This window comes from Brevibacillus schisleri (genome assembly GCF_055685845.1).
In genome coordinates this window covers 3,801,465-3,820,708 of sequence record NZ_JBVNDM010000001.1, presented here as the reverse complement: position 1 = coordinate 3,820,708, position 19,244 = coordinate 3,801,465, and the positions used below count along the sequence as shown (strand labels likewise).

Below are 19,244 nucleotides of genomic sequence, written 5' to 3'. Positions count from 1 at the left end.
TGGTGGGCAACTTTTCAGGAGTTTAACATTTTTGCTCGCTATTTTCAGAATACATACTTTCCATGTTGTTTTCAAACTTGTCCATGATATCTATCTCAATTTTTTTTCAGAAGTGAGCATCACATCAGCGCTTCATTTTCTCGCGCTCTTCTTCTTCCGGACGTACCAGCCGCGTTTATGAAAGGAGATGGACCTGTATTTCTGAGCCAGTCTGATGGTTCGTTTGCGAGTAAGTGATGCTGGTTTTGAAGATAAGCTTTTGTTAAGGGAACTTCTTACAACCAGATGACCGGGGTAGTGAGCTTTCACGAAGTTACCATAAGTTTCGAACTCGGAGAAGCCGGCATAACTCTGCTTGTTGGTCTTCTTGATAATCGCCCAGTACCATCTAGTCTTGTGCCTAGCTTCAATTTTAGACTTCAGTCGGGAGAGCTTCGATTTGTCGAACAGCATATAGTGGGCAACGAAAGAGCGCGAAGCGGTTGGTTTGGCCCCCATTAATTTCCTATAGGTACGAAAATACTCGGGACGACTCCAGTTACGGCAGTAAAAAACGGTTTTCCCATTGACGAGAAAGACATGAGGTCGGATGAGAATGGTGTCGGCGTCAATCACAAGATAATACCTTTGCTTGGTCAAGTTTCCTCCCGCCAGCTTCAACAATTGTTGGAGCAGCCAGCCTGAGCGATTGGTGCGTTTGGTCTGGTAGTGAATGTCTTTTTTTGTAATCGGAAGGACGCGTCTTTCATTGATGAAGGTGCAGTTTTTACGTCGGCAGAGGGCTTGAATTCGTTTGCTTGGTGGCGATACAACCATGATCTTACCGAGAGGATGCTTCACTTGCTTACGGATGCTGTCAATGACATAGGGAAGAGTTCCGAGGTCTTTCTCAATGGCGGGGATCAGGACATCAAGTTTAATAGAGCTGTTGAAGGTGCTTTTCGCTGAACGTGTCAACTTCTCAACTCCTTTTCACTAGGCAGTTTCAAGAATAGGTGCCTGAGTAGGTTGGCCAAAGGCTCCGACTTTCCAGATAGGATATGATTTTCTCCCTTAGGGTGAATAAGACAGATATGGAAATCCTACAAATTGTGTATTTGTCTGCCTTCTTGAGTCATTGAGAAACTCTCCTCACTCCCTTTTGTCTTGTCGAAATCGTTGACCTTCAACAATGGCAGCTTGATCCGACTCCGATCATACTGACTGGGTAAATGCGCTACTTTGAAGGTAGACAGTATAGATGGAGCTGGCAGAAAAACAGGAGGGCTGTGATGGCCGCGACGAAATTAGACGAATCGGCAAAAGGCGTTTGGAGGAGGGTAGATTGAAAGCCGATAGGAATGGTCTTTGACCATGAAAGGCCTACACAAATTCATATCGAGGATGGATTCATTCACATTTTAACATTCGTTGTACAAAGTAAAATAGCCGTTCGATTTGAACGGCACTTCAGGTGAGTAGTTACGGTTTAGGTAGTGTATCTATAGTTGCTGTACCACAGTTTACTAGGACTGCCGGATGATTTCACCATTGCGGTTAATAATAGATCGTTTTCAACAGATCTTGCTTCGGCGTAAGTGTTATCCTCAAGGTTGTATTGAATCACCTCGATAGTATGTAACAAAACGGTAATTATGTTAAAAATCCATCAATCGTTTCTTACAGTGAACATAACCCAATCCACCCCAATAAAAGTTGGTTTTATGCAAATTCCGTCAAAATGCCAAATATCCTGTGCTCCGAGGCGTGGACCAGTTACGGACCATTTTCGACCAAGCTTACGTGATGTAAGCAATGCTTCTACGACCGCGTGAGCAAGGTCTGTCTGATTTAAGGGTGAAATAAAAATGAGTGAATACTTGTACTCCCCTTCCGTATATGGTTCACAAGCTAAGAGAGTAAGTTTGGTTCCGAGAGACATTTCAAGCTCTGAGAATACCTTCATTGCTTTTTGTTTAGAAGAAGCCTTTGAATAAAAAAGATTTGATAGGCATTCCATGGCGCGTAGCATTAGCACTACAAGCAGACGGATGGTATCTCAGGATGGACAACATCTGGAACAAACTGAATCGAATGCCCGAGAGCGTTGAGGATCGACCAACAAAAGCGCACGAATACTTTTTCCTGCTATCAAAGAGCCAGATATATTTTTACGACGCTGAAGCAGTCTAGGAACCGGCTGTAGGGACAAATTTTGTTCCACCTGCAGGTTCTCAGGGGGCTTTTGGACCAGAGCAGTCCCGGAGAAGAAAGGGGAATGCAAAAACATTCCGTGGCGGCGGAGCATATACCCAAGGTCGTAGTTTTAACAATTCTAATCAAGTGGAACGTGAGAGCACCGGGAATGTTCCAAATGAATCAGAATTAAGGAATCGCCGCAGTGTTTGGACAGTCGCTACCGAGCAAACTCCTGAAGCTCACTTTGCCACATATCCGAAAAAGTTGATTGAACCGTGCGTGCAGGCAGGTACCAGTTCGCGAGCTTGTGAAGAATGTGGCGCACCTTGGAAGAGGGTTCTCAAGAAATCATCTATGTTTCAGGGAGGTTCTGGAAAGGCTGGGCGTTCGGCAGATGACCTGAATAATAGCGGAAAATGGCAGAACGATCAATTGAAGGGCAATAAGAATTTGAAACGTGGACCTGTGGTTAGCACTCAAACGGTAGGATGGGAGCCAACATGTAGATGTGATAACACAAATGGCAGCGGACACTGCGTAGTCTTTGATCCTTTCATGGGATCCGGCACAACTGCCGTTGTGGCAAAAATGATCGGGAGAAATTACGTCGGGATAGAGTTCAATCCTGAATATATCCAGCTCGCTGAGAGCAGAATCCGTCGTGAAACAGCTCAAATGAACATATTCGAGTTTGGTACTTAACACTTTGTGTAATAAAAAAAGTCCCAGTATCAAACTGGAACTTTTACGAAACATGCTTAAAGTTTTCTGAAATCATCAGTGAGAATGCCCGCATACCCCCAGTTTTCATCGTCAACCTCTTCAATAACGATGTGAGTATGTTCAGGCTTTTTGCCAAGAACATTAACAAGAGTTTCAGTGAACTCTTTCACAATCTGAGCTTTTTGATCACGGGTTGCACCTTTTGTAATTTGAAGGTTGATATATGGCATTTGTCCACATCTCCAATCAGGTTCTTTTATAACGTAGACGGGCAAGTTAGCAAATAGTTTCACTCATATCAACAGTTTGGATGACAAGGATTTTTAACTTAATAGTTATTCAGGAAAGGCGGGTCCGAATGGTGAAGTGCCACGCTTGCGGCGGTAAGGGTACTTTTGATCAGCATGAAACGTGTTTATATTGCGAAGGCAGAGGAATACAAGAAGTTGGGGAGGAAAAAACGATGGAAAATAAAGGTCTGATCGTGAAATACGATGTGCGCAAAGTGGACAATAGGGAGCTGGTAAACAACTGCTTTGTTCTCCGTCCAGATAAAGATGGGGCGGCATTCACTGCGTTGAAGGCTTACGCTGAAAAAACCGCTAACGAAGAGCTGCGCAAAGACATAAATCAATGGCTCGATTCCATCCTGGCTGAGAAGACCAAAGAATTGAAAGCTTTTGCTATTGGACCGGATCCGTTATGAGGTAGTGGTCGGATATGACCGGGAATCAGTGGTTGAGTGGTACAAGCAGCAAACCAGGATAAGCGAGGCTGATTTTGCCGAATATGAAATTGACGAGTATCCGATGGATAAGCCAGTTCAGATCGATGCCAGTTACAATGTTTTTTGATGCGAAATACCTTGTCGTACAAAGAAAGTGACTGAACCATGCCACTTTTCGAGTGATGTAACACAATATTTCAGGAGTCTAACAGCAAAGGCTTCTATATCCAGTATTTCAAGGTAATCACTCCCCCTTGAGGAAAAAGTAACTACTTCAGTAGGAATTTTAAGCTGTTTGGAGAATATGATTTATCAATTAGTTGAATAGGGGGACGTTCATGTGGGTTTATTAGATGGTCTAATGGGTAATGCTTCGGAAGTTAACATTGCAGAGGTTCAACAGGAGTATGCTCAAATCTTAGCGAACAATGAGAGAATAGAAAAGGCGTACAAATTAATTCGTGATATGTTCATCTTCACCAACAAGCGGTTAATACTAGTTGATAAGCAAGGTATTACTGGCAGAAAGATAGAGTACCATTCCATTCCTTATAAAAGTATTCATCATTTTAGCATTGAAACAGCCGGAAATTTTGACTTGGATGCGGAATTGAAAATTTGGGTTTCAGGAAGTGCAGTACCGATCCAAAAACAATTTAACAAGAACTTGAATATTTATCAGATACAGAGCGTATTGGCCGAGTATATTTTGGGTTAATTTCGCTTGATTAGAAGTCCTCATTCAAATGGGACTGCCCCTAGAATGAATCGATTTCATAGAAACATTCTCAGCGGGCATTCTCTTGGGGATAAGGCGTACGACTTAGTCTGTACTGATGAGTCTGCGCTATTTTTTTGGCAAGAGAAGGTATGCATACTAATATATACTTGTAGTAAATATTGCGCTGATATCCTATTATATTGAAGACTACTTTTTTATTCACGTATTACTTCTTGTAACCCCCAATTTGCTTACAGCAGTTGGGGGCTTTTTTTATCAAAGCGACCTACGAAGCTGCTCGAACAGGTAGATAAACCGTTATCGTCCTTTACATTTCGAACCTAAAGTATCTCTATAAAAAAATTTGTACATCATAAATACCAAACATGACAAGCAAAATTGAATTTGAACACAAGTATCATGCTGTACAAAATAGTCTGTGTGAGCAGCTATTTTTGTACAGTTTTTTTAAATAAGGCGATGGTAAACATTGTTGCTTGCCGCTGCGTTTTGATGGATTCCAGGTAACATGCCCAGCCATTCTATTTCCAAGTGGTATGGTTGTCTTCACGTATCGATTTCTAGTTCCGTCCCTGATTCCCCATTAGAAAAAGAGCAAGGAAGACCTTGACTTGGAGCTTACTCCAAGGGGTAAGTACGAGAAAATCGGGCTGCTTACTTCGCCGACGAGAGGCGGCGGACAAAACGAATGTACGACGAGGGAGATATCGGTCGTATCCGTTTTTTGAACCATCTCAGAAGAACAGACATGCCACTCAAGAAAATCAAAGAGTACGTAGAGCACTACTCACTAAAAGACGATGCGCACTGTTATGCGTTGTTGGACGCGCACCGGGAGGCGATCGAGCAACGCATATCCGAATTAAACGCGACCGTTGAAATCATTCGATACAAGCTCAAGCATTTTCAAGAGATCAAGGATGGGCATCAACAGGAGGAAAAAGATGATGACGATTGAAGCAAACCAACGGATACGGCAACAACCGCTGCACACCGGTTACGGATCACGTACAACTGCCGAAGAGATCATGCAAGGAGTAGATTTGGCCGGTAAGGTTGCCATTGTGACTGGCGGATATTCTGGTATTGGCTTGGAGGTATCGAGGGTACTCGCGAAGGCAGGCGCCCAAGTAATCGTTCCTGCCCGTTCGATGGACAAAGCCAAAGTCGCAATGGAGGCCGTTCCTGAAGCGGAACTAGGCGAGCTTGATCTTGCCGATCCAGACTCAACCGATGCCTTCGCCCACCAATTTGAGGAATCGGGCCGCCCCCTTCATAGACGAGCAGGCTGCCAAGCGGCTCTGGTCCTTGAGTGAAGAACTCACCGGAGTTAGTTTTACCATGTGAGCTATTCGACATTGAAACACTGTAAGAAGCTGTGCTTCGTTCACCAGTATTTGTTGACTCTACTCTTTTTTTGTATAGTCAGCGTCTTCAAAAACTTGAGGCACCTTCCTGTTAAAGAAGAGGTGCCTCGTCGTGTTATTTGGTATACTCCATCACTTCAAACGATTGAATCTTACTGAATGCTACATAATCTTTTCTTGAAGTAAAAGGCCCCTTGTTAAAGTTTTTATCGAATATATATGTTTCTTTGCCACGTCCATCTGCACGGCTATTGTACCAGTCGATGAAATCCTGGACTTCGGATGAAGGTAATTCAAATTTCTTCTCGAGACCACTGATCATTTTAATTACAAGAAGTGCGTTTTCTCCATCATTTCCATTTCGCCGAATCCCATATAAATGCCATCATTACTGGCTCTTATATGGATGCGATAGAAATTGTATTTATTTGTGTTAACGAACGTAAACTCCTTTTTTTCTTCAGGAGACCAGTCAGTAATACTGACTCTCTTATCTAAGATGATCCATTCCGATAGATTCTGGTCATAGCCTTCAAAAGTCCAATCTTTGGGCCATTCTTTTATCACATCATCTCTATCACTTCGGGCTGTAATCGTGTATTTTTCTATTTGCTTTGGCTCAGTGAACTGATAAGAAAGCCATCCAACCATAATAATCGACATTATATTCCCCCTTCGTATACAACTTTGGTTGACTGCACCATTAGGAATTATTTCAAAACAAAGGTACAAATAAGTGAAATGTTCAGCTTACGTTCAAGAAATCGAAAACCCGTCCCTATTCGAAAGAGACGGGTTTTCTTCCTATCAGGGAGAATACGGATGAGTTCTTGAAACGCTAGTCTATGTGGACAGGGGTTATACGCTACAATTCCAATTCCTAAGCCAATACGCTCCGCTTCATCTTCTGAAGTTCAACTGTATTTTTCCAATGCTAACTTCTGGTAAAAATATTCGATAAGAAAGGGCGCTCAAAAGCACCTAACGATTTTTAATTCGATTTACCAATGGAACCTGGAGAAGGGCCAAAAACTGGGGCTAATCTTGACGGGTGCACCTTGGGGCTAAGGCCAAAAAATTCGCAGAAGTTCATAATCAGTGGGCTCCACTTCTCAGGATCGATGTAGTTCTTCTCGCCAGTCATTAGGATTTGTTCATCAATATGAACGCGTATTATCTTCACTTCAATAGCTTTTAAAGAGCTGGGCAGGCCAAAATTATGGACCTGCTCTACGATTGCCTCTAATTGAACTGGACACTCAGCAACGCGTGGTGGACGAATCAGGTCTGAATCTTGGGGGGTGAGCCTAGCCGTTCCGAATTTATCCGGCTCAAATCGGTATCCCACATTAGCCTTACGTTCCGGGACAGGATTTCGCCCAGTAAGGAGAGCTAGACGGTCTACCGCATGAGCTAGATCAGACGAAGGAAGATTTAAAACACATTCACGCTCACGCAATAAATTGGCAACGGTTTGAGATGAACTACTCATTCCAAGCATGCATGATTGATTCAGCCACCATGCAGAAGACATAGGTGCCAAGTTGACAGAATTATCCTCATTTAATGTGCTGATGAGTACAACTGGCGTCCCAAAGTAAAGTATTTTTGGTTCAACTACCTTATGCATAATCGCGCTCCCTCCACTAAGAAAAGGAAAGTTTTCATACTCGTCTCAGATAAGAGACCTAGTTCAAATTATAATCGTTATTCGTTTCGTTATTTTGCTGTTTCAATTCGATTGAACGTTACTCCAAATTACTTAAGAGAAGGGGAAGAGGGTAATCAAAGGTTGCGTGATCAAGAACAGTTGAATCGGGGAGGAACATGAAGCACGCTATGAACCAAAGTAGTATTGCTACGATGAGATTAAAAAGCAAGAGGGTGCGGAGAAGTTCTCAATCTGCAAATGCTTTTTAAGCATCAACTTGGCCTTAGGTTGGAAAGCGTCCTAAAAGTCGAGAGACAATGGGACAAGCTCTTTTTTTATATATACACAAAAAGTATAAAAATCGTTGACATAAGAACTCAAATATGTGATTATCTACTCTGTCACTTATAATGATAATCATTATCAAATGATATTTTACACCAAACATCACGTGACGAGGAGAAATGAGCACATGAAAAAAGGAACACGAATTGTATTGGCCTGCTTGGTCGCAGTAGTCACTGCCGTGTCGGCGGGTTGTGGAACCAGCCAAACGGCTTCGGAAGCAACGAAAAAGCCTGAGACACGCGTAGTCAAGCATCTGATGGGGGAAGTGACGATCCCAGCGGAACCAAAGAGAATTGCTGACGTATCGGGAGCAGCGGAGGAGCTTCTCATTTTGGGACACAAGCCGGTTGCTTCGGCCAATACATACAAGACAAAAATCATGTCTCACGTAGCGGACAAGCTGATAGATGTAAAACCAGTTGGCTGGATGTGGGATGACTCCATCAATCTAGAAGCTGTGGTAGAAACAAAGCCAGACCTAATCATTATGAATAACCGCCAGCAAAAGATGTACGAGCAGCTATCCAAAATCGCGCCGACTGTCGTTCTGGAGACAGACATGGACAAATGGCGTGATAAGTTTAAAGAAATCGGTCGCCTGTTTGGACAAGAAGAGGACGTGAACAAATGGCTGGCTGGGTATGACGTGAAGACGAAAGAAATGCGCGAGCAACTCAAACAAGCGTATGGCGACGAGACCTTTATGTTCCTGGCCGTAACGCCAAAATTGTTCCGCGTGTACGGGAACTATGGATATGCAGATATCTTGTTCACTGATCTCGGCCTGAAGCCAGCAGCTGGAACACCTACAGATAAAACAATGGAAATGATCGAGCTAGAAGGACTGACGAATTTTCACGCAGACCATATGTTCCTCGTCAATTTCGGCGGGAAAGCGGATGATGTTTACGCAGAACTGAAGAATAGCCCAGTATGGAAAAGCAACATGGCAGTTCAACAAGGCCATCTCTATGAGGTTACCAATGAAACATTCAATACCAAAGCTTTTGGCCCAATTGGAAAGGAAATGCTCCTAGAAGAGATTGGTGGCATGCTGCTGAAAAAGCAATAACTACGTAATTTCAAAGAAATGCTTACAAGGAAGTGTGATGCAAAACGTTATAAAGCCCGTCTTCACTATCAAGACGGGCTAAAATCTATTCATGCTTTACTGAATCGAATAAGTAGCTACGATTACATTTTGATCCTGATAAGAATACGGCGCTTGAAATTGTACGTAGCGATACCCGTCCTCATCAGCCTTAATAATGATACCTGTCGTACCGCTCCAAATCTGTTTATTTTGAGCATTATAAACTGTGTAATTAGCAAAGCTACCTTTTGCATGGATACGGAGCTCCTGCCCTTTCTTTAGATAAATCGCTTCTTTTGGACTTAACTGCCCATGAGTAAGGTAGTAATATTTGGTGAATGATTGTGCTTGTTTTTGTTGCTCAACGGAGACTATGTCTGTTTCACTTTGTACGTGAGCACTGGTAGAAGCAGAAGCATATGCAGGTGCGCCAGAGAGGAGTAAAGCGAACAGCGAAATAGAGAGAAGCTGTTTTTTCATACCTAGAACACTCCTTTTGATCAATTTTGACCAAATTCTAACTACATAAACCAAAGGTAATTATACTAAATTTCAATAAAATGGTAAATAATTACATGTTGTAACGTAAACTTTCATTTGATGACAATGACAGATGCAAAGCAAGTCGCAAGTGAAAAGCGTAAAATATATAATACTCTGGAAGTATGTAGTCGCAAGTCATTAGACTCCTGACATGAAGACGTTAAGCCGCTCGGAGAAAGAACCGGGCGGCTCTTTTGTTGAAATCGTAGGTTTTGTCGTCTGACAGGGTGTCCTCATCTATCCTCTCCATAATACGAATCCTCTTTCTACGAAAGCGTACCGTGGGAGGATTGGACAAAGAAGGGCTCAAAGCTCAATGATTTCGAAGAGGGAGGAAGAGGGCAGCTTAGCCGCCCATAACATTGGACAGGTATTAGCACTCATCACAACTGCAAGCAACAATTGTTAATAAAACGAAAAGAACCAAGACCAATGCAAAATTGTCGTCAAAGAATCCCATCGATATCACCCCTTTGAAAAGTATGAGGAAGAACCTCAAACTCAAGCTATGCAAATTGCGGAGCTATGTAAGGGCGATATCACAGTAGGCGAAAAATTTAGGCATATAACAAACGGTTACCTGTCATGTCCAACCGTTCAAAAATGTCAAATCAACAGGGGATATACGACAAAAAAAGGCTATCCCCTAGGCATATTTATGGTATTTGGGACAGCCTTCTTGGTACGATTTTGTCGAGGGTAAGTGATTATAATAACACGAATTTCATTTGAAAACTGTATACGGTGTCAAAGTTTCAAACCGGTTCGAAAGACATGGAAGTAATCTGAAGTGATTTCGTCTAGATTGGAGTCTATTTTCTCCTGATACTTCCAATAAATTAATTCTTCTGACTCAATATGCAAGATTTCCATTTCAAATTGTTGTGACTTCCACACAATGATCTGACCAATGCAAAGCTGGGATTCATGAATAACGCTTATAGAAGGGTCATGAACGATCTTACTGTCGATAAATTCACGACTGATAATTTCCGAAGTTTAGTGATAGCATGTGTTCTTGAGCAATAGAACGTCCCCACAAAAGAGTAGGAATAGACAGGAAGATATGTATTTTTCCATTAGTGTGAACCTGACATAGATGAGAGCTACTACCGAAAAGGATCGTGTCCCAGGTTGAAATGGTTACTGGAATATCGCTTGACCAATCATCATTTTCAAAAGACTTTTCATACTTTCTCTCCCTGCTAACTACGTCAATGAAAACCATATCACTCGCGTAGAAGAAGGTCGTGAGTGTACAAATGAGAAAAAGAAAAACATCATACCGATAGTATAGCAGTCGGTGGATGATGTTTGATTAATAATCCAATGTAGAAATTACAAACCTTTTATAGGTACCTTAGCACCTTTGTCGCCAATATTGCTTGTCATTTGTATGGTTTTCTTTCCAAGTTTCATCTCAGTTTTCATTGGATTGATTGGCGTTAAACGCTATAGGTTGGCCATCCGCAATACCCATCAACTTCACATGGTATACGTTGTTCTTTTGCGCTGCTAACACTAGGAAATGAAAGTGATAGAAATAATGCAGCAGCAATACCAAACAAAGCAATTTTTTTCATAAATCTTCCCCCTTTATAAGTTTCACTTCCAAAAAAGTATAGAAAACAAATCGAGTAGCTGGTGAGCTAGAAAGGTTGGCGCAAAAAGACCATCCCTCTGCCAAGCACATAGCTGTTGGGACGGCCTTTTTACTTACTATTTAACATTAATCGTAACACAGGCAGTTTCTCCCTGCAGGTATGCACCCCCGAGGGCATGGAATGATTGCGTTAGCACCCATTTTTTGAAGTAATTTCTTCAACATTGTTTCGATAATAGCACACACAAATTCAATTTAGTATATAAAATATGGAAAATTCGGAAAAATATATTCTGCGGTAATGTAAATTATCAATATTCCAGTCATTCTGGCCCATCATCATCAACCGCGAAGTTCGTGGCAAGCCTGTATGGGAGTTTTGCACGTCATTTGAAACCCACCACAAACTGACGTATAATCAAGTATTATTGATGAGTCACTAAAAGGGAGACGATCTAGAAATGACGTCGGTCAATCGTAAAACGGAAATTATTTCTGCTGCCATTGAAGTCTTTGCTGAAACCGGATATTTCCGGGCAACGACAGCGCAAGTGGCAGAGCGTGCAAAGATTTCTCAGCCATATATTTTCAAGTTTTTTGCATCGAAGGAAGCTTTGTTACTGTCAGCATTAGAGGCATCGTGGGAGCGGATCATCGACTCTTTCCGTCTCGTTGTGGAGTCCGCATCCAAAGAGCAATTGGAAACAGATTTAATTAAGGCATATGAAAAGATTTTGGCTTCGCATCAAAATGAAATACTGCTTCAAATGCAAGCCCAGACGATTCCAGAGCCTTCGATTCGAGAGGCAATGCGCGAAGCATTTCGAGGGATTCGCCAGATCGTCCTAACAGCTTTTCGTGAAGCGGGCATCGAGAATCCGGAAGAGAGAACACTTATTTTCCTGGCAAGAGGAATGCTGTGTAATATTTCAGTGGCTTTGGACATGCCAGAATTGATGGAGGAATAACGGAGGGAGAATTGAGACAATTAGTTATTGACTAATCACTAACTAAAGCGTTATTCTTCTAGTTAGTTAGTGATTGATCAATCACAAATAAAACAAATGGAGTTGATTTGAATGAAAAAAGCGATGGTAGTCGGGGCAACGGGCGGAACGGGAGCGGCCATTTTGACAGAGCTGGTCAATCGAGGGATTGAAACGATTGCTTTTGGGCGTTCTCTACAAAAGCTAGAGCAGATGGCCTCAGAATTGGGGAATCCAGCACATTTGTCATTAGCAGTCGGGGATGCATTCCAGTCTGCAGACATCGTAGCAGCATCGGAAGGAGCGGATGTACTATTTCATTGCGCAAACGTTCCTTATCATGAGATGGTGAATAAGCTGATCCCACTCGGCGAAGCGATCATGGAAGCCGCCAACAAGAGAGGAATGAAAGTTGTTGCGGTAGACGGCATCTATCCATACGGAAGAAAGCAGATGGAACCAGTGACGGAGGAGCATCCAAAGCAACCGCATACGAAGAAAGGAAAAATCAGGTTGGCATTTGAACAGATGCTGTTTAGCAATCGCTGGGATCGTAATCGAACGATGATTGTCAGACTACCGGATTATTACGGACCTACTGCTAACCAAGCATCGTATTTGGGGTCCACACTAGAGGCAATTGCGGCTGGAAAACCTGGGATTTTTATTGGGAATATGCATGTTCCTCGCGAGTTTGTTTATTTGCCTGATGCAGCGAAGATGATTGTAGAGTTGGCCAGCCACGAGTTTGCTTATGGACAAAATTGGCACATTCCAGGTGGAGGCATCATTTCCGGTCGGGACATTGTGCGAATTGCTCAAAAAGCAAGTGGGACCGTGAAGCCTGTCATTCCTCTTGGGAAAATGGGTTTGTCTTTGCTGGGGATGTTCGTCCCGGTGATGAAGGAGGTTGTCGAGATGCTGTACTTAACCGAAAAACCGTTGATTCTTAGTGGAGAAAAATATAAACGGCTTATTGGGCCGATTCCTGCGACGAATTTCGAGGAGGGTATAACGGAAACGATCCAACATTTGCAGAATCGTACTTCTATGAAATAAATAATAGCTATCAGTTATTGATTAATCACTTACAATGACCAGTCGGATTTTCTTTAAATATTCCTTTACAGGAATATTCCCTTTGGTGTATATTATTCCTAACAAAGATCACAATAACGCTGAAGGGGATGAGATGAACGTAGAATCCATCATGTAACGAGGTGAGTGACATGTCAGGGATGAATCCGGGCATGGACATGGCGACGCTGAGTGCTTTGGCTGAACCAAATCGTATGAAAATCGTCGAACTTTTGCGCGACGGTCCTCTGACAGTAGGGGAAATCGCTGACAAACTGGGGCTTCGCCAGCCCCAAGCCTCGAAGCATTTGAAGGTGCTTAGTGACAATGGGATCGTGGATGTGAAGGCTGAAGCCAACCGCCGATTTTACAAGCTCAGGCCCGAGCCCTTCCGAGCGCTGGATTTTTGGGTGAGGTCATTCCAGCGTGTTATGGAAGAGCGATTCGATAACCTGGAAGACTATTTGCGAGAACTGCAAAACAAGGAAAAAGCTTGAGATCCATTCAAAAGAATGAGGAGGAATTACTATGTCAAGAAACGCAATGGTTTCAAGGGTAGAGAACGAGCGAGTGCTGGTACTGGAGCGTGTATTCGACGCGCCCAGAGATCTCGTGTTCCAGATGTTTAAGGAGTCTGAGCATCTCAAGCGCTGGTGGGGACCGAAAGGCTGGGAACTCCCGGTTTGTCATGTTGATTTCCGCCCAGGTGGTGTTTGGCACTACTGCATGAAGTGCGTCGATAAGAATCAAGGAGATTTTTACGGCATGGAATCTTGGGGTAAAGGTGTTTATAAGGAAATAGCTGAGCCCGAGAAAATCATCTATACCGATTACTTTTCAGATGCAGAAGGCAACACAAACGATGCGATGCCTTCAACAGAGGTTATGATGGAATTCATCGATTTGGGTGGCAAGACGAAGCTAGTCAGCCGTTCTGAGTATGTATCTGCGGAAGCTCTCAAAACTGTCATGGACATGGGGATGCTAGAGGGCATCACCCAAACGTGGGATCGTTTGGAAGAGAGTCTGAACGAGATCAAGTAAGCGAAATAGGAAAGGCCGCCTGGTATGACCCGGCGGCTTTTTCTTTTTAGTAGCAGATTTATTTCACCATCAGCGCAATAAAATCGTTCAGCTTATCCAGCGAAATGATATTTTGATTGCACGACACGCTGTCTAGGCAAATGTAGTTTCCTTTTTTCAAATACGTTCCATCCCCGGAACTTTTGGCTTCAAGGACGAACATGCCGATCTCCTCAAAGCGATTACAGAGTGCACAAACGCCTTTTTTGTTTACGTTTGTAAACTGTCCGTGTATGCCAATCAGTTTTTCTTCGTGGTAAGCAACAATAAATTTCTTTTCCGTTGAAGTGTCTAGCCAGCTCAGATAAGAGATATCTGAAAAATCAATCTCAGCTAAATTCGAGACCTTTAGCTTCTTTACTTTTGGAAAGAGCTTCTTAATGGAAGACTCTGTGATAGCAGGGAATGGAATCACAAACGGTGAAAGCTGATTCAAAAACTGCTTTCCTTCTGCCTTTTCTTTTATCGAGTCAATCGGATGCAAAATCTCTTTTTGTTCTTCCGTTAGGTTTGGGAACAATTGAAAGACTTCTTCATGAGCGATTTCTTTACGAGCACGAATCACGTTGACATCTGTACTGGTCGCATAGGCGTTCATGATTGCTTGAACGCGCGATTTAATAAAGTGATATTGATGCGTATGGATAAAAGGTTCCATGTTGCGGTTCCTCCTGTTTCTGTCTTGTATGGTGGGTTCTTCTTTAACTTTAGCGTGTTTGCAGGTGAGGAGAAAGGGAAAGGACATTTCCCAAAAAAACTCGCCATAAAAAAGCACTGACAACCTAATGGAAAGGTCTTCAGTGCTTTATAAACATCTATTTGGTATACACGATTTTTTTAATCGTCTCTGTAGACAAGAAGTATTCCTCCGCTAACTGAGAAATAGCCGTCCCGGCCCGAAAACTGCTTTTAATAGCTGTATTCCGCTCATCCAGGAGTTTTCTCCCGCCAGTCCGTGTCCCCCATTTTTGATGGGTTACTTTTGTCTTCGGAATATAAATGGTTTCTCCTTGCACGTACTTTTGAATTTCCGCGAGTAACGATTCAGGAAGGATTAAATTTGCTTTCACACATTTCATTTCTGCTCGCTCCTTATTTATAGATCGGCAAATAAGGGGCAAAGCCAAGAAATAGGAAATGAGATACGCAAATGAAGGCGATGATTCGTTTAAACGGAAGACCACCTCATGCAAAGTATCGCCTTACTATTTCTAGGCTTTGCATGAGCCGCTGCGGTATGTGGCAAATTGAGAGCATTCGCCATAGGTACACCCCCCTCGAGGTCCATTTTGAAAACGGTGCCCCCTTTTTAAAGGGGGTATTTGAATTATATAAGAAAATGGCTTTTTTGTATAACGATACTTACAAAAATGTTAGTGGATTTTGAATGCTCATTTACAACTTTTTGAAAGTCAAATATAGTAATGGTATCGAATGTGAAAAGAGGTTTTGATTGAGTATGATGAAACTGATAATCGCTAAGTAAAATTCGAATGAATTTTATATGGGAAAAGGTTAAATGAAGGGCGTGCCCTTGGTTTCTTTTTTATTCCTTTTTTCAAAAGCGATTAGAAGGCATTATATCTCATTCAAACAAATTTCACGTTTGTGCATGATATCTATTCCGTTCGGGATAGGTATCTTCATCACAACGATAAATTTGACCATGAGAAGAGAATTCTTCTTGTGGTCTTTTTATTTGGAAAGAAGGGATTGCGAAAAGAGAATGGATGATGACAAACCGCACAAAAAATAGAATGGGAGGTTTTTATATGCGTGAATATCGATTGATTAGCGACTACAAGCATATCGAAACATACAAGGAAAGCTTTAATGACCTCGCCAAGCAGATCTTTCAGCTCGATTTTAGAGAATGGGATAACAAGGGCTTTTGGAATGACAACTATGTCTGCTATTCCTACTTGGATGGGGATCAGGTTATTGCGAACGCTTCTGCCAGTAAGATGATCGTGACATCCAATGGAAAAGACTACAAGGCACTTCAGATCGGAACGGTCATGACGCATCCTGCCTATCGCAACAAGGGGCTGGCAGCGAAATTAATGAACCATATTCTTGAAACATGTGAGAAGGAATACGATTTTATCTATTTGTATGCCAATGATACCGTGCTCGATTTTTATCCGAAGTTCGGATTTGAGAGAGTACGTGAAAGTAGTTTTCGTTTATTGGCAACCGATTTGAAAAAGCAAGTGGAACAAAAATCGGTCTTGCGTAAGCTGGATGTTGATAATGAGGCTGATTTTCATATTATGAAGGAATTTGCTGCGAAAAGAATCCCTGTTTCATCGAGACTAGGCATTAAGGAAAGCGAGCATCTGTTGATGTTTTACTTTTTGCTTGTTTTTCGGGATGCGATCTATTATCTCGAAGAGGCGGATGTGATTGTCTTATTTGAACAAGAAGATGACCAACTGCATGTATTTGATGTTGTAAGTAAAAAAACAGCTGATATAGAAATGGTCATTTCTCATTTGATAACCGCTGAGACAACGATCATTCATTTTCACTTTATGCCGGATAGTGAGAATGAAAAGATCCAATCTGCATGGATGACAACGACCGATGATGTCTTATTTGTTCGCCCCTCGTTAAAAATGGAGATAGAACATTTTCGTTTTCCGCTTACTTCCCACGCATAAAAGGTTTGAAATAACACAGTAGGTGAAACAGTAAAATAGCTTCGTGCCATCGTGGGCTGCCGATGAGAAGAGCAGCTACAAAATGATCAAATGTGATTATCACAATATATGAGTTATGTGCTACCAGTTTATAAAGACTGGTAGTTTTTTAATCCCCCCAGATGGTCACATCCAGGATTGGCAAGACAAAGATGCTGTAGAAGTCTACGATCGGGAAGGATGATCAACAGATTTGACGCCTGATCCTCGTACAGCATACAAGAATGGCGGGATGATTCATTGTGATACACAACAAAAGGACCTATCCCAGAAGTTCTTTGGCTCCGTTCATGACTAAGGGCAAAGACTGTTTAACGAATGATTCCGCACTTATTAGACGCCCCTCATTGTTCCAAACGTAAGCCGCCCCATACATCCCCCAACTTAACATGACAGAAGCTGTATGTATTAAGAATTGCTGGTTCGGAGTCGATAGCATCTTGTCTTTGTCTATAAAGGAAAGAAGTATCGTTTGAATTTTTTCCTTTATTTGAATTTCGAATACAGATACAAGCGATGTATTTCTTCTTTTGCACATGGTGCTTAGACCCTCGTGAAATTCGCATACCCCGAGAAAAATACTCTGAATCGTTTCTTTATTCAATCCTTCGTGACCGCTTATTCGATTATTCATGATTGTCATAAATGATTCCATTAGTCTGGCCTCAAGAATTTCAAATTTATCTACAAAGTGCGCATAAAAAGTCGCTCTGTTAAGAGTAGCCCGCTCTGCAATATCCCTAACGGTTATCGATTCAAAGTCTTTTTCTTGAATTAATGAAGCAAAAGCGTCTTGAAGAAGTCGCCGTGTACGTATCACACGAGGATCAGCTTCATTCTTTTGAATGGTCATGATTAAGATCTCCCCAGTAAAACGACATTTTAGAAATGGTGTTGTCTATACAACGGTTTATGGTTATTGCTGATTGCGTACCAGACGGTTGCTATTATAGCATACAAATACAACAAGTGTTGTTCAAGCAACTGGTGTTGTATTGACACGAAATGCTCAATGCCGTTTTTTCAAAAGGAGGAGAGAATCATGTAGGTTTGTAACTATGATCCCGAGATCAAGATTTCGCGGGAGGAATAGACCGAAACATTACGGCAAGCTCCGCGCTGGCTCCTTTAGCTGCTGACATGCAGCCGTGGCGTTTTTTCGTAGTGATATAAAACACATCAGGAGTGTGAATGATGAAGAGCACTTGGAAAGTTTACGTTCTAGCCTTGATCAGTTTTTTAGTTGGAACATCCAATTACATCGTTTCCGGAATATTAGACAGAATTGCAGAAACATTGGGAACAAATGTTGCAGCTGCAGGTCAGCTCATTACGGTTTATTCCCTGGCCTATGCGGTCGGCACTCCTATCTTGATGGCGCTGACAGCCAAAATGGACCGGCTTAAGCTCTTACTTTATTCGCTAGGCCTCTTTATTGCCGCAAACCTGCTGACATTTATATTGTCCGACTTTGGTTTTTTCATTACCGCGAGAATCATTACGGCGTTAGGCGCCGGGGTGGTCACAGTTAACGCGCTCAGTATCGCCGCCAAAATCGCTCCGCCAGGTAAGCAGGCCAGCGCCATCGCGAACGTTACCATGGGCATTACAGCATCGCTCATCATCGGCGTCCCGCTGGGCAGAATGGTAGCCTCTGCTTTTGGCTGGAAAGCGGTATTTCTGGCCATCGCGATTGTCGGGGGCTTGGCCATGCTTGTCATTGCTACAGTTATACCACGTATGCAGGGCGACAAGCCTGTCCCTCTGATCAAACAATTTGCTTTGTTAAAAAAACCTCAAGTTTTGGTTGCTTTAGCGATTACTTTTTTCTGGTTGGGAGGATATTCGCTCGTCTATACTTACTTATCCCCTTTTCTGCTAGAGGTGACTCATTTAAATGAATCATTAATTAGCGCAGCTCTGTTCGTGTTCGGCGTTGCCAGTTTGATTGGCTCGAAAGTGGGGGGCTACAGTGCGGATAAACAAGGCATCAAATACACGCTCGTTTCTGGGATGGTGCTTCACGTTATTTCGTTGATTATGCTATCTTTAGTCGGACAGTCGCTCATTACTGTATTCGCTATTTTGATCCTCTGGTCTTTTGCCGCTTGGTCATCCGCTCCCGCGCAGCAATTTAACCTAGTTTCGCTTGTTCCTGAATCCACGGGCGTCATGCTGAGCTTGAACAGTTCCATGATGCAGCTTGCCATGGCTGTCGGCGCAGGAATTGGCGGGCTGATCGTTAACCGTGTTTCTTTAGCATCCATTACCTGGTTCGGCGTACTCGGCGTACTCATCGCCATCATTGCTGTGTTTGTATTATTTAGAATGGCATCACGGCATTCGGTGGCTCAATCAGTGGAGTAAGGTGATCTTTCAGTTCTTCACAAAAAAGCAGACCGCAAATGAACGGCCCCCCAA

Annotated in this window: 24 protein-coding genes and 1 pseudogene; 14 read left to right on the top strand and 11 right to left on the bottom strand. The window is 42.6% G+C overall.

The genetic code is table 11. The annotated features are described in order from the left end of the window. Positions 1–132: 132 nt before the first annotated feature. Positions 133–957: a DUF6492 family protein gene (locus tag ACUUHJ_RS17785; protein WP_289673378.1), complete on the bottom strand. Its 825-nt coding sequence runs from the start codon at positions 955–957 to the stop codon at positions 133–135. Between the two features lie 1,011 nt (positions 958–1,968). Between ACUUHJ_RS17785 and ACUUHJ_RS17780 the strand changes: the two are divergent. After that, positions 1,969–2,469, top strand: a pseudogene (locus ACUUHJ_RS17780) (DNA methyltransferase); the annotation flags it as partial. A 63-nt stretch (positions 2,470–2,532) separates the two neighbouring features. After that, positions 2,533–2,880: a DNA methyltransferase gene (locus ACUUHJ_RS17775; RefSeq protein ID WP_289678111.1), complete on the top strand. Its 348-nt coding sequence runs from the start codon at positions 2,533–2,535 to the stop codon at positions 2,878–2,880. A gap of 56 nt (positions 2,881–2,936) precedes the next feature. Here ACUUHJ_RS17775 and ACUUHJ_RS17770 read toward each other — a convergent pair whose 3' ends face one another. Then, positions 2,937–3,131, bottom strand: coding sequence for a tautomerase family protein (locus ACUUHJ_RS17770; protein ID WP_289673377.1), 195 nt, complete (start codon positions 3,129–3,131; stop codon positions 2,937–2,939). A gap of 233 nt (positions 3,132–3,364) precedes the next feature. On the opposite strand from ACUUHJ_RS17770, the gene ACUUHJ_RS17765 reads away from it, so the two are divergent. The 5 genes from ACUUHJ_RS17765 to ACUUHJ_RS17745 all read left to right on the top strand — a co-directional run bounded on the left by ACUUHJ_RS17765 (position 3,365) and on the right by ACUUHJ_RS17745 (position 5,686). Then, positions 3,365–3,607 (top strand): hypothetical protein, encoded by a 243-nt coding sequence (locus ACUUHJ_RS17765; RefSeq protein WP_472299519.1) that lies wholly within the window; start codon positions 3,365–3,367, stop codon positions 3,605–3,607. Beyond that, positions 3,582–3,755, top strand: a complete 174-nt coding sequence (locus ACUUHJ_RS17760; protein ID WP_472299518.1) for a hypothetical protein — start codon at positions 3,582–3,584, stop codon at positions 3,753–3,755. Before ACUUHJ_RS17765 ends, ACUUHJ_RS17760 begins: the two co-directional genes overlap by 26 nt. Positions 3,756–3,968: 213 nt before the next feature. Further along, positions 3,969–4,346, top strand: a complete 378-nt coding sequence (locus tag ACUUHJ_RS17755) for a PH domain-containing protein (RefSeq protein WP_015891615.1) — start codon at positions 3,969–3,971, stop codon at positions 4,344–4,346. 772 nt (positions 4,347–5,118) lie between these two features. Further along, complete coding sequence (locus ACUUHJ_RS17750) at positions 5,119–5,328, top strand: MerR family transcriptional regulator (RefSeq protein WP_289673374.1); 210 nt, start codon at positions 5,119–5,121, stop codon at positions 5,326–5,328. Next, on the top strand, positions 5,315–5,686 hold the full coding sequence (locus ACUUHJ_RS17745; RefSeq protein ID WP_289673373.1) for an SDR family NAD(P)-dependent oxidoreductase: 372 nt from the start codon (positions 5,315–5,317) through the stop codon (positions 5,684–5,686). The genes ACUUHJ_RS17750 and ACUUHJ_RS17745 overlap by 14 nt, the downstream gene beginning before the upstream one ends. A 378-nt stretch (positions 5,687–6,064) precedes the next feature. Here ACUUHJ_RS17745 and ACUUHJ_RS17740 read toward each other — a convergent pair whose 3' ends face one another. Together ACUUHJ_RS17740 and ACUUHJ_RS17735 are read right to left on the bottom strand one after the other, a co-directional pair. Beyond that, on the bottom strand, positions 6,065–6,400 hold the full coding sequence (locus ACUUHJ_RS17740) for a hypothetical protein (protein ID WP_289673372.1): 336 nt from the start codon (positions 6,398–6,400) through the stop codon (positions 6,065–6,067). 328 nt (positions 6,401–6,728) lie between these two features. After that, positions 6,729–7,367 carry a flavin reductase family protein gene (locus ACUUHJ_RS17735; protein ID WP_289673371.1) on the bottom strand — a complete coding sequence of 213 codons (639 nt, stop codon included), beginning with the start codon at positions 7,365–7,367 and terminating at the stop codon, positions 6,729–6,731. A 493-nt stretch (positions 7,368–7,860) separates the two neighbouring features. Here ACUUHJ_RS17735 and ACUUHJ_RS17730 point away from each other — a divergent pair, with 493 nt between their 5' ends. Further along, the gene (locus ACUUHJ_RS17730; RefSeq protein ID WP_289673370.1) at positions 7,861–8,808 is read left to right on the top strand and encodes an ABC transporter substrate-binding protein; all 948 of its coding nucleotides are present in this window, start codon (positions 7,861–7,863) and stop codon (positions 8,806–8,808) included. 96 nt (positions 8,809–8,904) lie between these two features. Here ACUUHJ_RS17730 and ACUUHJ_RS17725 read toward each other — a convergent pair whose 3' ends face one another. The 4 genes from ACUUHJ_RS17725 to ACUUHJ_RS17710 form a co-directional block, all read right to left on the bottom strand. Further along, positions 8,905–9,309 carry a hypothetical protein gene (locus ACUUHJ_RS17725; protein ID WP_289673369.1) on the bottom strand — a complete coding sequence of 135 codons (405 nt, stop codon included), beginning with the start codon at positions 9,307–9,309 and terminating at the stop codon, positions 8,905–8,907. Positions 9,310–9,745: 436 nt separating this feature from the next. Next, positions 9,746–9,832: a YjcZ family sporulation protein gene (locus tag ACUUHJ_RS17720; protein ID WP_016743434.1), complete on the bottom strand. Its 87-nt coding sequence runs from the start codon at positions 9,830–9,832 to the stop codon at positions 9,746–9,748. A gap of 287 nt (positions 9,833–10,119) precedes the next feature. After that, positions 10,120–10,332, bottom strand: a complete 213-nt coding sequence (locus ACUUHJ_RS17715; RefSeq protein WP_436406369.1) for an immunity protein TriTu family protein — start codon at positions 10,330–10,332, stop codon at positions 10,120–10,122. A gap of 485 nt (positions 10,333–10,817) precedes the next feature. Further along, positions 10,818–10,955, bottom strand: a complete 138-nt coding sequence (locus ACUUHJ_RS17710; protein WP_155801098.1) for a hypothetical protein — start codon at positions 10,953–10,955, stop codon at positions 10,818–10,820. A 481-nt stretch (positions 10,956–11,436) separates the two neighbouring features. On the opposite strand from ACUUHJ_RS17710, the gene ACUUHJ_RS17705 reads away from it, so the two are divergent. The 4 genes from ACUUHJ_RS17705 to ACUUHJ_RS17690 all read left to right on the top strand — a co-directional run bounded on the left by ACUUHJ_RS17705 (position 11,437) and on the right by ACUUHJ_RS17690 (position 14,082). Further along, complete coding sequence (locus tag ACUUHJ_RS17705; protein ID WP_289673368.1) at positions 11,437–11,943, top strand: TetR/AcrR family transcriptional regulator; 507 nt, start codon at positions 11,437–11,439, stop codon at positions 11,941–11,943. A 111-nt stretch (positions 11,944–12,054) separates the two neighbouring features. Then, entirely contained in the window at positions 12,055–13,020 is a 966-nt protein-coding gene (locus ACUUHJ_RS17700) for an SDR family NAD(P)-dependent oxidoreductase (RefSeq protein WP_289673367.1), read from the top strand. A 170-nt stretch (positions 13,021–13,190) separates the two neighbouring features. Next, a complete protein-coding gene (locus ACUUHJ_RS17695) occupies positions 13,191–13,535 on the top strand; it encodes an ArsR/SmtB family transcription factor (protein WP_289673366.1) in 345 nt (114 codons plus the stop codon). 31 nt (positions 13,536–13,566) lie between these two features. Next, positions 13,567–14,082, top strand: a complete 516-nt coding sequence (locus ACUUHJ_RS17690) for an SRPBCC domain-containing protein (RefSeq protein ID WP_289673365.1) — start codon at positions 13,567–13,569, stop codon at positions 14,080–14,082. A 58-nt stretch (positions 14,083–14,140) separates the two neighbouring features. Here the strand turns inward: ACUUHJ_RS17690 and ACUUHJ_RS17685 are convergent, their stop codons facing one another. Both ACUUHJ_RS17685 and ACUUHJ_RS17680 read right to left on the bottom strand, forming a co-directional pair. Then, positions 14,141–14,779 (bottom strand): FusB/FusC family EF-G-binding protein, encoded by a 639-nt coding sequence (locus tag ACUUHJ_RS17685; RefSeq protein ID WP_472299517.1) that lies wholly within the window; start codon positions 14,777–14,779, stop codon positions 14,141–14,143. 157 nt (positions 14,780–14,936) lie between these two features. Further along, on the bottom strand, positions 14,937–15,200 hold the full coding sequence (locus ACUUHJ_RS17680) for a CD3324 family protein (RefSeq protein ID WP_007718970.1): 264 nt from the start codon (positions 15,198–15,200) through the stop codon (positions 14,937–14,939). Positions 15,201–15,893: 693 nt separating this feature from the next. Between ACUUHJ_RS17680 and ACUUHJ_RS17675 the strand changes: the two genes are divergently transcribed. Next, the gene (locus ACUUHJ_RS17675) at positions 15,894–16,784 is read left to right on the top strand and encodes a GNAT family N-acetyltransferase (RefSeq protein ID WP_472299516.1); all 891 of its coding nucleotides are present in this window, start codon (positions 15,894–15,896) and stop codon (positions 16,782–16,784) included. Between the two features lie 301 nt (positions 16,785–17,085). Here ACUUHJ_RS17675 and ACUUHJ_RS17670 read toward each other — a convergent pair whose 3' ends face one another. Then, positions 17,086–17,676, bottom strand: coding sequence for a TetR/AcrR family transcriptional regulator (locus ACUUHJ_RS17670; RefSeq protein WP_472299515.1), 591 nt, complete (start codon positions 17,674–17,676; stop codon positions 17,086–17,088). A gap of 341 nt (positions 17,677–18,017) precedes the next feature. Between ACUUHJ_RS17670 and ACUUHJ_RS17665 the strand changes: the two genes are divergently transcribed. After that, positions 18,018–19,190 (top strand): MFS transporter, encoded by a 1,173-nt coding sequence (locus ACUUHJ_RS17665; RefSeq protein WP_472301213.1) that lies wholly within the window; start codon positions 18,018–18,020, stop codon positions 19,188–19,190. Positions 19,191–19,244: the final 54 nt, after the last annotated feature.